At 41.6% G+C, this 16,018-nt stretch carries 13 protein-coding genes; 2 read left to right on the top strand and 11 right to left on the bottom strand.

What is annotated here, in order from left to right; translation table 11 throughout:
* The first annotated feature begins 171 nt into the window (after nt 1-171).
* On the top strand, nt 172-447 hold the full coding sequence (locus HUE98_RS02140) for a metal-sensing transcriptional repressor (protein ID WP_407080290.1): 276 nt from the start codon (nt 172-174) through the stop codon (nt 445-447).
* Nucleotides 448-482: 35 nt separating this feature from the next.
* Nucleotides 483-830, top strand: a complete 348-nt coding sequence (locus HUE98_RS02135; protein ID WP_241422246.1) for a DUF3147 family protein — start codon at nt 483-485, stop codon at nt 828-830.
* A gap of 7 nt (nt 831-837) precedes the next feature.
* Here the strand turns inward: HUE98_RS02135 and HUE98_RS02130 are convergent, their stop codons facing one another.
* The 11 genes from HUE98_RS02130 to amrA all read right to left on the bottom strand — a co-directional run bounded on the left by HUE98_RS02130 (nt 838) and on the right by amrA (nt 15,938).
* Nucleotides 838-1,467: a class I SAM-dependent methyltransferase gene (locus HUE98_RS02130; RefSeq protein ID WP_241422245.1), complete on the bottom strand. Its 630-nt coding sequence runs from the start codon at nt 1,465-1,467 to the stop codon at nt 838-840.
* Between the two features lie 118 nt (nt 1,468-1,585).
* Complete coding sequence (asnS, locus tag HUE98_RS02125) at nt 1,586-2,980, bottom strand: asparagine--tRNA ligase (RefSeq protein ID WP_241422244.1); 1,395 nt, start codon at nt 2,978-2,980, stop codon at nt 1,586-1,588.
* Between the two features lie 289 nt (nt 2,981-3,269).
* Nucleotides 3,270-4,610 carry an ATP-binding protein gene (locus HUE98_RS02120; RefSeq protein ID WP_241422243.1) on the bottom strand — a complete coding sequence of 447 codons (1,341 nt, stop codon included), beginning with the start codon at nt 4,608-4,610 and terminating at the stop codon, nt 3,270-3,272.
* Nucleotides 4,611-5,236: 626 nt separating this feature from the next.
* Nucleotides 5,237-6,139 carry a DUF1002 domain-containing protein gene (locus HUE98_RS02115; RefSeq protein WP_241422242.1) on the bottom strand — a complete coding sequence of 301 codons (903 nt, stop codon included), beginning with the start codon at nt 6,137-6,139 and terminating at the stop codon, nt 5,237-5,239.
* A gap of 162 nt (nt 6,140-6,301) precedes the next feature.
* Nucleotides 6,302-8,134: a glutamine--fructose-6-phosphate transaminase (isomerizing) gene (glmS, locus tag HUE98_RS02110; protein ID WP_241422241.1), complete on the bottom strand. Its 1,833-nt coding sequence runs from the start codon at nt 8,132-8,134 to the stop codon at nt 6,302-6,304.
* Nucleotides 8,135-8,735: 601 nt separating this feature from the next.
* Nucleotides 8,736-10,079, bottom strand: coding sequence for a phosphoglucosamine mutase (glmM, locus tag HUE98_RS02105; RefSeq protein WP_241422240.1), 1,344 nt, complete (start codon nt 10,077-10,079; stop codon nt 8,736-8,738).
* Between the two features lie 40 nt (nt 10,080-10,119).
* Nucleotides 10,120-11,058 carry a CdaR family protein gene (locus tag HUE98_RS02100; protein WP_241422239.1) on the bottom strand — a complete coding sequence of 313 codons (939 nt, stop codon included), beginning with the start codon at nt 11,056-11,058 and terminating at the stop codon, nt 10,120-10,122.
* Nucleotides 11,059-11,874, bottom strand: coding sequence for a diadenylate cyclase CdaA (cdaA, locus tag HUE98_RS02095; RefSeq protein WP_241422238.1), 816 nt, complete (start codon nt 11,872-11,874; stop codon nt 11,059-11,061).
* Between the two features lie 120 nt (nt 11,875-11,994).
* Nucleotides 11,995-13,353, bottom strand: a complete 1,359-nt coding sequence (locus HUE98_RS02090; protein WP_241422237.1) for an alanine/glycine:cation symporter family protein — start codon at nt 13,351-13,353, stop codon at nt 11,995-11,997.
* A gap of 121 nt (nt 13,354-13,474) precedes the next feature.
* Entirely contained in the window at nt 13,475-14,500 is a 1,026-nt protein-coding gene (gene amrS, locus HUE98_RS02085; RefSeq protein ID WP_241422236.1) for an AmmeMemoRadiSam system radical SAM enzyme, read from the bottom strand.
* A gap of 31 nt (nt 14,501-14,531) precedes the next feature.
* Nucleotides 14,532-15,938, bottom strand: a complete 1,407-nt coding sequence (amrA, locus tag HUE98_RS02080) for an AmmeMemoRadiSam system protein A (protein WP_241422235.1) — start codon at nt 15,936-15,938, stop codon at nt 14,532-14,534.
* Nucleotides 15,939-16,018: the final 80 nt, after the last annotated feature.

Below are 16,018 nucleotides of genomic sequence, written 5' to 3'. Positions count from 1 at the left end.
TTAAAGACATGGGATTAAAAGAGCAGCACATACCCTCCTTTTAAGACTACCTCTATATAGAAAAGAAAGCAAGATAATTAATCACACTTTTTTTCCTTAATATCTCTTTAAATTTTTTCTAATGTATGATACAATATCCCCCATAGGGGGATATTGTATCGGGAGGTGTTTATTATTAATACTCATAACCACGTAAATAAAAAAAGTATTGTAAACAGGATGTCCCGCATCATAGGCCACATGGAGTCTGTCAAAAGGATGGTAGAGGAAGACAGGGAATGCAGTGAAATACTGATTCAGATGTCTGCAGTAAGGTCTGCATTAAACAATGCCGGAAAACTTATTTTAACCGACCATATTAACCACTGTGTAGTGGATGCCATTAAAAACAACGATACCAAAACTTTGGAAGACTTAGATAAAGCCATTGACAAATTTATCAAGTAAATAACCTTAACCCGTATCAAAGGAGTGATAAATCTATGGAATTTCTTTTGAAAACCGTTGTATCCGCCCTGCTCATTGCCCTTGTATCCGAAGTCAGCAAAAAATCTACTGCCTTTGGTGCCATTCTTATTTCCCTGCCCATCACTTCAATGATTGCCATGACCTGGTTATTTGTTGAAACCAATGATTCCGGCAAAGTTTTACAGTTTTCCAACCTTATAATCTGGATAGTAATTCCATCTATCATCTTTTTCATAGTTATGTCTTTTTTACTCCGCTACAACTGCAATTTCTATTTGGCCATGGCGGTATCCTCTGTGGTCATGATCTGCAGCTATTGTCTGTATGTTAAGATTATAAAGTATGTGGGTATAAACATTTAACATTCTTTTATTTTTCACTTACACAGCATAACCAATTTTTCTCTTCCATCAAATCTATAGTAACACTTTTAAAACCGGCTTTCTCCAATAATTCTTTAAGTTTTTCAGGAGTATGTAATATCATCTCACCTGCTGCTGTAAACTTGTCATTTCTTTCTTTAAACGCTTCATTTACATACATTTCATTAACAATAACAAATTTTCCTGAGGACTTCAAAACTCTCCTCACTTCTTGAAAGCATTTAACAAGGCCAGGCCAAAAATAGACTGTTTCCACCGCCATGACAATATCGAATTGATTCTCTTCAAAGGGCATCTTTTCAACGCCAGCATGAAGGATTTCCACCCGGCCTTTAGATATCAGCTGCTTGTTATGTGCTTTTGACCAGTTCACGCAGTCTGGCGAATAATCAATTCCGTAAACCTTACCCCCCACTGCCATGGATGCTAATCTTGCCACGGTGCTTCCTCCACCACAGCCGATGTCCAAAATAATACTGTTTTCTTCAATATGAACTTTTTCTAAGCCCCAACTGGTCAAATGAAAATGGTGCTTGTTCATCTCCTCAACTACCTGCTTCCCCATTTTGCCGGATGGTTTTTTACATTGGTTTAATTTCTTTTCAAGATCGTTCATAACCCATCATTCCTCTTTTACAAATATTTAATACTATCACTGTAGATATCAATAGTTTATGCCAATTATCCCTTAGTTATTTTTAGTTATAGAAAATACTTGGGGCTGCTCTGACTGCTTAAAATTCGCAGGTATTAACCGTTCTTGGAAATGGGATGACATCCCTTATATTGCTTACTCCTGTAATATACATAACTGCCCTTTCAAAACCCAATCCAAAACCGGCATGCTTAACTCCTCCATATTTCCTCAGCTCTAAATACCACCATAAATCTTCTTTTTTAATATTAAACTCAACCATTCTTTCTTCTAACTTTTCTATTCTTTCTTCCCTCTGGCTGCCTCCTATGATTTCTCCTACTCCCGGAACTAATAAATCCATAGCTGCAACAGTTTTTCCATCATCATTCAAACGCATATAAAATGCCTTAATGCCTTTGGGGTAATCAGTTACAAACACCGGTTTATTAAAAGCTTTTTCTGTCAAATATCTTTCATGCTCTGTTTGCAAGTCTTTACCCCATTCAACGGGATATTGGAACTTTTTATTAGATTTCTTTAGTATCTCTATGGCTTTTGTATAAGTTATCTGTTCAAATTGAGAATTTATAATATTTTGCATCCTGTCTTTTAATCCCTTATCCACAAATTTATTGAAAAATTCCATCTCTTCAACGGCATGATCAAGGATGTAACCTATTATATATTTCATCATTTCTTCTGCCAGCCTCATATTATCTTTTAAATCTGCAAAAGCGACTTCAGGTTCTATCATCCAGAATTCCGCCGCATGCCTTGGTGTATTTGAATTTTCCGCTCTAAAAGTTGGCCCGAAGGTATACACATTTCTAAAGGCAAGAGCAAAGGCTTCTGCTTCTAACTGACCGCTAACCGAAAGATTTGTCTTTTTGCCAAAAAAATCTTCAGAATAATTGACATATCCATCCCCTGTAATTGGAGGCTCCTTTGGGTCCAAAGTTGTCACTCTGAATAATTCTCCAGCACCTTCTGCATCATTGGCAGTAATTATGGGTGAATGAAAATAAATAAAGCCTTTTTCTTGAAAAAATTTATGAATAGCGAAGTTAAGCAGTGACCGGACCCTAAAAACTGCCGAAAAAAGATTTGTTCGAGGCCGCAGATGTGCTACTTCTCTTAAAAATTCCCTAGAGTGCCTTTTGGGTTGTATGGGATAATCCTTAGGGGAATCCCCTTCTAAGATAATTTCTGCTGCCTTTATTTCAAAGGGCTGCCTTGTCTGTGGTGTCAGCACAAACGTTCCCCTTACCGTTACAGCTGCACCTGCTCCTAACCCTGCCACCTCATCAAAGTTTGATAGAAACTCCTTTTCATATACTATTTGAATTGAATCAAAATGGGTTCCATCATTTAAAGAGATAAAGCCAAAGGATTTTTGATCCCGGTTACTTCTAATCCAACCGTTTACCTGGATTTGTTTGTTATCAAAACGGTTAGTGTGGCTTACCAGTTGTCGTACTGTTATTTTTTGCATTTCCATTCCTCTTTTTTTAGTTTATTATACCCAAAAACAGGTATAAAAGCCAAATATATTGATGGAATATCCAAATTGTTTTTTCAAATCAAGACTTAAAACTAATATAGTTTTCATTTCACTTACTCCTATTATCAATATAACATCAGAAATTATTATACCTATCCGATATTTCATGCCACAATAACGCAGAGTTAATGATACATACATTAATATTTTTAAGGGGGCGGTAAATATACCGCCCCCCTTCTTAATTACTATCCTCTTTTGCCCTTAAGCTGTCTCTACACTATCTTTTGCTATTACTTATTTCCTGCCCATCAACCCCAATATTTACACTCTGCAGAAGGGCCTTTGAATCTGCCTCCTCCAGGGCCTTTTCCACCAGACCGTACAGCCCGGAGCAGCAGGGGATTTCCATATATACTACCGTAACTTTTTCATAGTTATTGGTTTTAAAAATCTCTGTCAGCTTGGTAAAATACAGTGTGGTATCATCTAATTTGGGACAACCGATTAACAGGGGCCTTCCCTTCAAAAACCTGCGGTGAAAGTTCCCAAAGGCAAAGGGCACGCAGTCTGCAGAAATTACCAGCTGGGGTTTCTTCAAGAATTCCGCCTCAGGGGATACCAGCTTCAGCTTTACCGGCCAGTTGACCAGCTCTGAAAAATCTTCCCCGGCATCATTTGTTTCAATCCCGGCTGGCATTTCTCCCCGGGGGATTTCCTGTTCCACCGTGGATGCACATGCTGTGCTCTCAGTGTCTTTTAGTGTCTCCAGGTATTTCTCCACCGCTTCCTCATCAAAGGGTTCAGCCTCTCTTTCCTCCATGCTTATGGCTCCCTGGGGGCATTCTCCCAGACAGGCGCCTAAACCGTCGCAGTATATCTCACTGACCAGCCTGGCTTTCCCGTCAATAATCTGTATGGCACCCTCGGCACAGGAGGGGACACACTCCCCACAACCATCACACAGATCTTCATCAATTTTAATTATTTCCCGCTTAACTCTGGCTGCCATTTCCGGTTCATCTTTCTGCTCTGTGTTGACAGGAATTCTTTCTCCATAAAGGGTTTCATAAACTACCCGGGCGCTGGCATTTTCAAAGATTTTCTTCTCAACCTCCTCTGCTACCTGAATGGCCTGGTCTGCCGCCAGACGAGGAATCTCCGCTTTCTTGCGTATATTTTGAAAGAGCCTTTCCCCTTCCCCACTGCCATATTGATCCTTGATAACCTTGTAAGTAATGGAGAGCACTACTATCAAAAATTCGGCATTATCCCTCTCGGCAATTTCCCACCCTTTTTCCAGAGCTGCCAAAATCATTTTTGCTGTTTCATCATTTAAGTCATGCTGCACCTCTACCTCCAGCTTCTTCCTCAATGAATCCGGTTTTCCCAGTCCCCGGGCCACATCCCCTAAACACTGTGTGGCAAAAGAGCACCAGGCGGCACAGGACAGGTTAAAATTGGGGTTGGTCACAATTTTTTGACAGTTGGGACACTTTACTCTTATATCAGTTTTCCAAAACTCTATGGGCTGCTCACAGCCCGGACACTTGGCATCCTGAATATCCTCTGGTTTCCAATACCGGGTATCCTGCCCGGGACATTTACTCATAATAGCCATTCGTTCCACCTCCGGATATTGTAATTAAACCTCTTTCCCTGGATTCCAACAAATCTGTTCTTAAATCAGATTAAAGCATACTTCAGTTTTTTTACTATAAGCAAAAGAATAAACATAAGCATCACCCTAAATTAATTAGTTAGTTACTAACTTACTTATTATTATATTCTTCTTTAGTTTCCCTGTCAAGGGAAACTAAAGAATTCTTGCAAAAATAGCTCAGCAGCATCACATAAATTCACTGAGAGGAATGAATTACCACCCACACAGTTTAGCAAACTTGAAAAGGGCAGCCTGTCTTAAAATATGGTAGAATCCTTATTTATCCACACTAGAGAGCATTAACTTTAGCATTTTTAAAATGCCTTTCTTTGCTTATGCTTATAATTTGTCAAGAAAAAAGCATCGGTCGTTTAACCAATGCCTACTTTGTAATGATAATATTTTTGGGAACAGAATATTTTTTTAAAAATTAGTGAAATACCTGTTCTTTTATTCATTTTTTAGGGTATAAGACCCCCCACCTCTAAGGGTTAGCGTAGGTGGGGCTTGTAATCAGGTGGAATAGAGTCTCCACCTGATTCCCGATGTGTTTTGAGCTTGCTGAAACCAGTTCACTTTCGTTACTATGAAAATATATTTTTAATTGCATCTACAATTTGAGCAAAGAAGTCCTTAACAACTTCCCAAAAATCTGTGTCACCACTAATTTCTTGCAGCCTATTCTGGATGCTTTTAGTAATGTCTTCTAACTGCTTGGTTACTTGTCCAAAATCAATATCGATGGAACGCATCTTCTCAAACAAATCTGATAATTTTTGAATGTCTGCTTCACTGAGTTCTAAATTCAATTTATTTAATTGCTCAATAACTATTTGCTCTACTTCTTCACGTGATGCTGGGTTTTGTGCAGCAATTTGTTTTTTGATTTCCGTTAATAACTGGGTGATGCTTTCCTTGTCGACACCCTCTAGATCGGCTAATTCTGTAACAAGTTCTAACTCTTGGTTTGCTACTTCCATTCGGTCTTGATCTAACGATTCACCATCAACATTAAATGCTTTATATATTCCCGTTAAGGCAGAATGTCCAGTTACTTTGACCGGAGACGCGACCTCAACATAGGCATTTTCGACACCGGCTGTCAACAGCGCATTGGCATACATTTCACTAGTAACTTGAGTAATATTCTCCACGCTTACAATTTTAATGACAATACCATGCCCTTCATTTTTACGGGTGATTATGGCTGAAGAATACATGTTTGATCCTCCATCCCCACCAATATACTGTACAAGGTCCGCAGCTGTAACAATATATTCTCTAACCATATCTCGGTCAGTAACATTTAATAATCGCCGCACTTCTTCTTGTTGTGACTCTGACAATGACTCTCCATAGACTACACGAGGTAAACCGTTTTTCTCATCAATACCATCTTCAACTGCCATCACTGCTGCTGTAAAAATGAACATACTTAACATAATTAGTATAGTGCCAATCACTTTTATTTTCAATCGTTTTTTCATTTAACGTAGGCTCCAATCTAATTAAATTTTTAGTAAAACGACCTCCTTTGGATAATTATACCACAACAAAGGTTGTTATTGGACTACCTTAGAATAACTGGTATTAACCGTTCTTGAAATTGAGTTCATCATTCATTCATTCAAGGCTGACCCTTTACTCACTTACTCAACCGTAACACTTTTTGCCAGGTTCCTGGGTTTATCAACGTCACAGCCCCTCATCAGGGCGGCGTAGTAAGAGAGCAGCTGCAGAGGGACCACGGTCAAAAGCGGCATTAAAATGTCCAGGTTTTCGGGGACATAGAACACTTTATCTACTTCAGTTTCTATAGACTTGTTGCTCTTTAATGTCACCGCAATAACATAAGCATCCCGGGCTTTTACCTCCTTGATATTGCTTAAGGTCTTTTCATAAATATTTTTTTGAGTCAACACTGCCAATACCGGGGTATCTTCAGTCACCAGAGCAAGGGTGCCGTGCTTAAGTTCCCCTGCTGCATAGGATTCGGCATGAATGTAGGATATCTCTTTTAGCTTTAAAGAACCCTCCTGAGCTACTGCATAGTCCAAGCCCCTCCCAATGAAGAACAGGTCATCTTTTTGGTAGACAACTCTAGCAATGTCTTCTATTTTTGATGTCTGTTCCAGAATACACTGCACCTGGCTGGGGATGCACCTCAGCCCATCCATAATTTCTTTAGTCTCTTTTTGAGACAGGCTTTCCTTCAACTGAGCAATATAAAGACCCCAAAGATACATAGCCACCAGCTGGGTGATATAAGCTTTGGTAGAGGCCACGGCAATTTCCGGGCCTGCCCAGGTGTAAATAACAGAGTCTGCCTCCCGGGACACGGAGCTGCCGACAACGTTGGTCACCGCCAGAACTTTGGCTCCCATGGACTTAGACAGTTTCATAGCTGCCAGGGTATCTGCTGTTTCCCCAGACTGACTGACTACCATCACCAGGTTTCTCTCCGGGTCTACAATGGGATCCCGGTAACGATATTCTGAGGCCAGTTCTACTTCAACGGGTATACGGGTCAACTTTTCTATAACATGTTTTCCCACCAGTCCTGCATGATACGCAGTGCCGCAGGCTACAATGTTTATCTTGCTTAGATTTTTCAGATATTCTGCTTCTAGAGTAATATCGTTTAACTGGATCCGATAGTTTTCAATGTCTAACCTGCCTTTTAGGGTTTCCTTTATGGCTGGAGGCTGTTCATATATTTCTTTAAGCATAAAGTGGTCAAAGCCGTCTTTTTCCGCTGCCTGCTGGTCCCAATTCACATTGAATACGCTTTTATTTATTTTCTTTCCGGTTCCATTAAAAATTGAAACATCTTCATTTTCTACCACCGCTATTTCATGATCATCCATAATATACGTTTTCCGGGTGTGGTTGAGTATGGCTGGAATGTCTGAAGCAATAAACTGTTCCCCTTTACCTAAACCAATTACTAGAGGGCTCTCTTTTCTAACACAGACAATTTTATCCTCTTCCTGGTCTGTCATGACCGCCATGGCGTATGAACCCTCTACTTTAGAAATTGCCTTTCTAACGGCTTCCAACAGGTCACCCTGATAGAAGTTTTCCACCAGATGGGCCAGCACCTCGGTGTCCGTTTCAGAGCAGAAGATATGGCCCTCTGAAGCCAACCAGCCCTTCAGCTGCAGATAATTTTCAATAATCCCGTTATGGACCACTGCAAAATCACTACTGCAGGCTTTGTGGGGATGGGAATTAACATCTGAAGGACGGCCATGGGTAGCCCAACGGGTATGGCCAATACCAATACTACCCCAGGGAGAATATCCGTTCAATTTCTTTTCCAGGTCATGAAGTCTTCCCACCGATTTTACAATTTCTATATTTCCACCGTTTAGAAGGGCAACTCCTGCAGAATCATACCCCCGATACTCAAGCTTTTTTAAACCTTCTATAAGAATGGGACATGCCTGCTGCGTCCCAATGTACCCGACGATTCCACACATATATTTACTACCTCCGATTTTTATTTATTCTTTGTTTTTAGGATATAAGACCCCTACCTCTAAGCGTTAGCCCAGGTGGGGCTTAAAATCTGGTGGAGTAGAGTCTCCACCTGATTACCCGATTTTAAAGCTTGCTGAAACCAGTTCACTTTTCACCAGCCATTAAGTATAAAAAAAATCCAAAATACGACCACCCCAAATAACATTAAATGTTACTTAAAATGAGCGTTTTTCCGGATTCATCCACCCAATTCCCTTTGTCCTGAAGATTTCTCCACAGCTTTAAAGAATTTTTAACGGTCGTGGCAGACCGGGAGGCACCCGCCGAAAACTCGATAAACCTCCTCCTCGTCAACATGTTGATAAAACATGTTCAGGCGCTTTTAAAAAACATAAATTAAACAACCCGGAAAATGTTTCCTTACCATAAACTCCTGGACTTTTAGTATATTTATTCGTCTTATAGTCACCCCCTGGATTTATTCTTTTTTTATAGTATAACCTCCCCACCTCTATGCGTTAGCGCAGGTGAGGCTTTTAATCAGGTGGAGTAGAGTCTCCACCTGATTCCCCGATTTTAAAGCTTGCTGAAACGAATTCACTAATGAGAAAACTCTTCCTTCAGCACCTTAATAATCTCTTCTGCCATTATATGCAGTTCCTGCTCATTTTGTCCCTCCAGCATAACTCTGACCAAGGGCTCAGTCCCAGAAGGACGAACCAGAACCCTACCTTTGTTACCCAACTTCTTTTCTGCTGCCAAAACAGCTTGGTTAACTCTAGGATTATCCGGTAGATACCCTATTTTCTTTACCTGGGCATTCTTTAATACCTGGGGCAGTTTGGACATTATTTCCGTCAGCTGAGAAAAGGGCCTTCCTTCCAAAACCAAGATTCTAGCTAATGTCAGGGCAGTTAGAATACCGTCGCCGGTAGTATTATAATCTAAGAAAATAATATGTCCCGACTGTTCCCCGCCAAAATTATAACCATCCTTTAGCATAGTTTCCAGGACATAACGATCCCCTACCCTGGTTTTTACAAGCTGTAAACCCACTTTTTCCGCAGCTATATCCAACCCCAGATTGCTCATGACAGTGGTCACAATGGTGCTTTTGTCCAATTTCCCTTGATCTTTTAAATGTTTACCACAAATGGCCATTATATAATCGCCATCAACTACTCTGCCTTTTTCATCTACAGCAATCAGCCGGTCTCCATCACCATCAAAAGAAAAACCCACCTGTGCCCCAAAGGCCTGCACCGCTTCCGCCACCCTTTCAGGGTGAGTAGAACCACAGTTCACATTAATGCTTTTGCCGTCTGAACAATCATTGAGGACAATTACCTCTGCTCCCAGTTCCCTAAAAAGAAATGGTGCAGTATTGTAAACAGCCCCGTTGGCACAGTCCAAAACTATTTTATAACCGGTTAAATCTACTTTTACAGAACTTTTTAAGTAGTCTATGTAATAACGAACTGAATCTTCAAGGGGATACACTCGACCCACCTTTTCCCCTATAGGACGAGGAAGTTCATCGGTATTAGAATAATATAATGCCTCTATTTTTTCTTCCTGATTATCGCTTAGCTTAAATCCCTGGGCATTGAAGAACTTTATCCCATTATCTTCCAAGGGATTATGGGAAGCGGAAATCATAACCCCTCCATTTGCTTTCAGATGTTTAATCAGGTAAGCCACCCCAGGAGTTGATATAACCCCCACCGTATAGACATTTACCCCCAGTGAAGTCAACCCTGAAATAATGGAACCTTCCAGCATATCCCCGGATATTCTGGTATCCTTACCTACCACCATAAAGGGTTTTTCTTCTTCCAAAGTAAGATAATAAGCTGCTATTTTAGATATTTTAAAGACCAGTTCGGGGGTAAGTTCACTGTTGGCTACCCCTCTGATCCCATCTGTTCCAAAAAGTTTCCCCATAAAAGCTTCCTCCTCAAACTTCCATTATTATATCATATAACTATTCATCTTTGGTACCTATTACAACATTTACCAAAATATTACTCTCTGTTTTTAAGCTTGTCCCAAGAGGAACCTCCAGTTCCACTTCATAAGTAAAGCTCTCCTCCCTACCTTTAAGGCTTATCGGTAGGCTCTTCACTGTTTCAAAATTTTCCAAAATTGTCTTGAGCCCTACAAGAAATACAGTTTGGGGATATGCCGTCACCTCTATAATCTCCAGGCCTTCCGGTAGTTCCCCTTCCATAACCACTTCAATGGGAAACTGTTCCTCCGGTAAATGCACATTTACGTAAACTTCCACCTCCGCCGGCTGAATCTCCAGGCCCTCAATTTCTCGCCCTTGAGCATTTACTACCTTTAGAGGAAGTATCTTCTGAATATCCGAATCAGCACCCTCTACATCTATTATTACCATGACTTCATCCACCAGGGAATGCCTGCTCCGGCTGCCTTTTATCAGTACATTTTGAGGATCCACCATAACTTCTCCCGTAACATATCCTTCAACCGGTTCCCCCGTCAGTACCGGCACCACTTCCATCTGGCTGGTGATTACCTCTTCTATAACTACAGTAACTCTGGAGGGGCTAATCTTTTGAATTCTTAAATCAGGAGGAGCAGTACTTTTTACCGGCACAACATGCTCTCCTTCCTTCAGCCCACTGAGATCTACAAATATTTCCATATCCTCCGGTGCAATCTCTGCCAATGCCTCAGAACTGCCCCGCACCATAAAGTCTACCTCCCGCTCCATCTCCGTTATCACATGATATTCCGCCAGGTTGTGAACCACAATAGGAACCCTTGCAAAAGGCCTGCTGAGGTCATTACCGGCTGCATCACGGGTATCCCCGGTAATGTAGAACCATATTATAAAAGCTAAAAAGATTGCTAATATTTTTGCCGCTGTGTTGTTTTGTAATAGGCGGTCAATCATTTAAGAGGACCTCCACTGCCAGAAATAAGTACTATTAGAAGGGGGCTTAAAAAAGTTTAAAAGCATTTTTACCAGTGTTTTATTATCTAAATACCGGGTCAATTTTCCATTGTTGGCTAAGGAAACTGCTCCAGTCTCTTCGGAAACAATGATGGAAACGGCATCGGACTGTTCCGATATACCTAACGCTGCCCGGTGACGAGTACCCAACTCCTTACTCAGGTGAGGATTCTCAGTCAGAGGAAGATAGCAGCCGGCGGCCATTATACGGTTTCCCCGTAATATTACTGCTCCATCATGAAGAGGGGTTCGGGGCATAAAAATGTTGATTAGCAGTTCTGCAGATACCAGGCTGTCAATACGAATTCCGGTTTCAATAAATTCATTAATACCCGTCTGCCTTTCCAAGACGATCAAAGCCCCTATTCTATTCTTAACCAATACCTGAATACATTTTATAATTTCTTCTGCGGTCTGTTCTACATCCCTTTCGCCACACTGGTAAGAGGTCCGTACAAAAATTTTGCCCCTACCCAACTGTTCCAGCCCCCTTCTTAATTCAGGCTGGAAAACGATGGGTATGGCAATTATCCCAATGGTCATAACCTGCCGCAGCACCCAGTCTATTGCGGTCAACCCCAGCTGACGTACCACTACAGTGACGATAAGAAGAAGAATTAAACCCTTTAATAACTGAACCGCTCTGGTCCCCCGGATTAAAATAATCAATTTATAAACAATAAAAGCAATAATGGCAATATCTAAAACATCCCGCCACCCAAATTGCATAACAATAACCTGGATTTGTTCCAGCATTATGTTTTGACCCCCGTCTATATCTCTTTATCCTTTAATATTTCTACTAAGATTTTGAAAAAACCTTCTGCAATTTGTTAAAGTTTCTGTTAAATATTAAGAAGTTTTTTAAATTTTTGATTATCTTTTAAAATATTCCTTGGTAAGCTTTACTACTAAACCGCTAAGGCCCACCAGTCCCACCAGGTTGGGGACAGCCATGAGGCCGTTTAAGGTATCAGCCAGATTCCAAATCCCCCTCAAACCACCCACTGCACCCACCAGGATAAAAGGGATCCAAACCTGCCGATATCTCAGGGAAGCTCTGGTTCCAAAAAGAAATTCAAAACACTTTTCACCGTAAAAAGACCAGGCCAAAAGAGTGGTAAAGGCAAAAAAGATCAGCCCAAATGCTACAATTAGGCCTCCAGGACCAGGCAGCCCCCGGTTAAAAGCTTCTGTAGTCAGGGCAGCCCCCTCCAGTCCTGATTCTATAGAACCGGTCACCAAAATAACCAAAGCAGTCAGGGTACAGATTACCAGGGTATCAATAAACACTTCTATAATGCCCCAAGCCCCTTGGGCTGCCGGATGGTGCGTCCTGGCGGAGGCATGGGCGATGGAAGCGCTGCCAAGCCCCGCTTCATTGGTGAAAATACCTCTGGCTACCCCAAATCTTACTGTCTCCCTTATTCCAGCTCCCACAAAACCGCCTGCTGCAGCTTCCGGAGTAAAAGCCAGGTTGAAGATGCTGGCCAATGCTCTGGGAATAAATTCCATGTTCAATAGTAAAATAGTGACTGCCCCCAGTACATATATCAGAGCCATAACAGGCACCAGTTTCTCCGTAAAGGAGGCGATTCTCTTAATTCCTCCTAAAATTACCGCTCCCGCTATCACCGCCAGGATTATACCCGTCATAAAGGGAGGAACGCCAAAAGCCAAATTTACAGCATCCGCCACCGAATTGGCCTGCACCATGTTCCCAATACCAAAGGCTGCCAGGGAGCCAAAAAAAGCAAAGAGCACCGCCAAAATGCGGCTATTTAACCCTTTTTGCAAAAAATACATAGGGCCGCCTACAATGCGGCCACCGGGCTTCTTTTCCCGAAAATGAACAGCCAGAACAATTTCACTGTACTTGGTTACCATTCCAAAAAAAGCAGAAAACCACATCCAAAACATGGCACCTGCCCCTCCCAAGGAAATTGCCGTAGCTACACCGGCAATGTTACCTGTGCCCACAGTAGCCGCCAGTGCTGTAGTCAAGGCCTGAAACGGTGAAATGTCCCCTTCGCCTTTTTTTTGATATATAAACCCCGAAACAATACTTTTAGCTATAAGCACGATTTTTGTCACCTGAATAAAACCGGTGCGGTATGATAGGTAAACCCCGGCACCCAATATTAAAATAATAAGAGGCATACCCCATACAATTTCATTTAACGCCTGATGAATATGAGCAAACAATTCTAACATGGAGAAGGCCGGATTTTTCATTTCAAACTGATCTCCTTTGAATTCATTTATATCTATTCAAATTCTATGCCTAATCCCCTGATATAATACTTGCTCTTCTCCGGCCATATTTCATTATTTTTTATATGACTATGCTTTTAGCTTACCCTAAAATTAATATTTTTTCACCACACTTCCTGCATTTATGGTCATCATCAATCCCCTGATTTTTTATAGAAAAGCCCCTTCTGTTAATCAACAGCAAACCGCACCTGGGACAATAGGTGCTGGCATAGTCGCTTTCAAATAGATTACCGATATAAACATAGCGGAGCTTTTCCAGTGCAATTTCCCGAGCCTTTTTTAATTTCTTTTCTGATGTGGCTTCCTTCTCCATGCGGTAGCTTGGATAATAACGGGAAATGTGAAGGGGAATATCCGGGCTTATTTTAGCAATCCATTCAACCATCCTTTGAATATCATCATGGGAATCATTTAATTCCGGAATCAACAGGTTGGTGACTTCCACATGACAGTGGGATGCTGCCAGTTCCACCGCCTTCATTACCGGCTTCAGGCTGCCGCCGCAGTATTTTTGGTAAAACTCTTCTGTAAACCCTTTAATATCAATGTTCATAGCATCTATGTAAGGAAGCAGCTTTTCCAGGGGTTCGGGATTAATAAAACCATTGGTGACCAGCACATTTTTCAATCCCTGCTCCTGAATCAACCGGGAGGTGTCGTAGATAAATTCGTACCAGACCGCAGGTTCATTATAAGTAAATGCTACTCCCAGCCGTTGTTCCACGGGAACCCTCTTCTCCATAATTTCCGTAATATCTTCAGGGGTTACCATAACTGTATTGGCCGCCTCAAACTGCTGGGCAATATTCCAGTTTTGGCAGAATTGACAGGTAAAATTGCAGCCCACTGAACCTATAGAAAAAATATGACTTCCGGGGTAAAAATGATAGAGAGGTTTTTTTTCTATAGGATCCAAACAGTAAGAAGCACAGACCCCGTAATTCAGGCTGAACAACTTTCCATCCTTACAACCCCTGACTCTGCATTTTCCCCTTTCGCCTTCCTTAATACGACAGTAATGGGGACATAAACGACAGAATACCGATTCTTTTTTCTGGTCGAAGAAATAAAACCCGGCTTCTTTGACATGCTTTTCCCCAAACATAAATAATTCCTCCCTGTTATTGATGTAATAATTAATAATGTCTTTTCACTTCAAAACGGTATAGCTCAACCTGCTCCCGGGATGTGATCCCGGCCTTTTCCCGGGCTATAGCCAGCTGTTCATCTACCGTATTCACCCCCTCAAGTTGAGGGAGCAGCAGCCCTTTTTTAGAACCACTTTTTACGATTACTCCATATTTTTGAGGATCCAGTTCATCCTGTCCCGTCACCGGTTCCGGAGGCATTAATATGTCTACAGAAATTACTAAGTAGGGAAGTTCCTCGGGACTGACAGGAGGAAAACGAGGGTCAGATAAACCTGCACTCAAAGCATTCTGCTGTATTTCTTCGGCAATGTTTTTCCGGGTAGGTTCAATGGTACCGATGCAACCCCTAAGCTGTCCCTGTTTTTTGATAGATACAAAAACACCGGCCTTATCCTTCAGTTCCTCCGGCAGTGGACTGGGCGCTTGAGGTTTTTCACCCTTCTGCACAGCTTTTTCTAATGTATCCCTGGCAAGCTTTACATAAATGCTTTCACAATCATGAACAACTTTCAACTTTTCCTGCTCCAACCTATAGTAACGGTCCCCCGCTTCATTTTCCTTTCTAAACTGACCGGCCTTAAGAATACCTACCAGGTAGCCTACCCCAAAGGGTCCTTCGTAAGATATAATATGAGACTCTACCTTACATCCATCCAATGATCCCAGTGCCATGATAATTGGCCTTAACCCACATTCCGCAGCATTTTTAACCAAATTATCATCCATGGAAATAATTTCCTCCACCCGGTATTCCTCCAACAGCTTCTTAAGCTTCTGATCAAATGCCTGACCGGCAGGATGGTACTGGGCCGGAGCCCCGGGAATGAGACAGTGAGACAGATCCCCGCTGGCCAGAACCGCAATTTTTCTGTCTGCCCTATGCGCTGCCATCTGAATCGCCTTCCCAAAGGAATATAGTTCCGGATAACTTAAAAAACCAATAGTGATATGTACAAATGAAGCTTTAACCAGCTGCTTCTTAAGAAAATACATGGGTACTAAGGCCCCATGGTCCAATTCCAGAGACAGATCATACTTTTTAGCCTGCTGTTTATCCATCTCAATCCCCAGCACCTGTTCCTTAGCTGCTTCCTCTATAATATATTTAACCATTTCCAGGTCATTAGGCACTTGAATTATGACCTGGGGAGCCCCGAACTGCTCCATGGAACCTGTTAATTCATCTTCACCGGTTACAGCCACCGCATCCCTAAAAACAGGTCCGTGAGGAGTAATAATAACTACAGTTTCCGGTTTACTTATTTTAACTTGAGCTGCCAGTTCTTGAAGAGATTTTACAGTGTTCTGTACTTTCTCCGCTTCTAATCCCCCCACCTCAGGGATGATTAAAGGTGGATGAGGGGTTATCCCAACCATTACAATATTATTCATATAAACCTCCCCTTAATTCTTGTTATGCAAGGGTTGAATTGTCTTTAATCAGCTTTATCCCCAGCATTGTTAGACCCATT

This window comes from Candidatus Contubernalis alkalaceticus (genome assembly GCF_022558445.1).
Lineage (GTDB): Bacteria > Bacillota > Dethiobacteria > SKNC01 > SKNC01 > Contubernalis > Contubernalis alkaliaceticus.
The sequence above is the reverse complement of the archived record's forward strand: the minus strand, read 5'-3'. Positions and strand labels throughout refer to the sequence as shown.

Bases quoted from the DNA above. Each gene is read 5' to 3' on its own strand.
- asnS (WP_241422244.1), bottom strand. From the start codon at position 2,980: ATGCAAAAAATAACAGTACGACAACTGGTAAGCCACACTAACCGTTTT.
- amrS (WP_241422236.1), bottom strand. From the start codon at position 14,500: ATGTTTGGGGAAAAGCATGTCAAAGAAGCCGGGTTTTATTTCTTCGAC.
- glmS (WP_241422241.1), bottom strand. From the start codon at position 8,134: ATGTGTGGAATCGTCGGGTACATTGGGACGCAGCAGGCATGTCCCATT.
- HUE98_RS02120 (WP_241422243.1), bottom strand. From the start codon at position 4,610: ATGGCTATTATGAGTAAATGTCCCGGGCAGGATACCCGGTATTGGAAA.
- HUE98_RS02130 (WP_241422245.1), bottom strand. From the start codon at position 1,467: ATGAACGATCTTGAAAAGAAATTAAACCAATGTAAAAAACCATCCGGC.
- cdaA (WP_241422238.1), bottom strand. From the start codon at position 11,874: ATGCTGGAACAAATCCAGGTTATTGTTATGCAATTTGGGTGGCGGGAT.
- amrA (WP_241422235.1), bottom strand. From the start codon at position 15,938: ATGAATAATATTGTAATGGTTGGGATAACCCCTCATCCACCTTTAATC.
- glmM (WP_241422240.1), bottom strand. From the start codon at position 10,079: ATGGGGAAACTTTTTGGAACAGATGGGATCAGAGGGGTAGCCAACAGT.
- HUE98_RS02135 (WP_241422246.1), top strand. From the start codon at position 483: ATGGAATTTCTTTTGAAAACCGTTGTATCCGCCCTGCTCATTGCCCTT.
- HUE98_RS02115 (WP_241422242.1), bottom strand. From the start codon at position 6,139: ATGAAAAAACGATTGAAAATAAAAGTGATTGGCACTATACTAATTATG.
- HUE98_RS02100 (WP_241422239.1), bottom strand. From the start codon at position 11,058: ATGATTGACCGCCTATTACAAAACAACACAGCGGCAAAAATATTAGCA.
- HUE98_RS02090 (WP_241422237.1), bottom strand. From the start codon at position 13,353: ATGAAAAATCCGGCCTTCTCCATGTTAGAATTGTTTGCTCATATTCAT.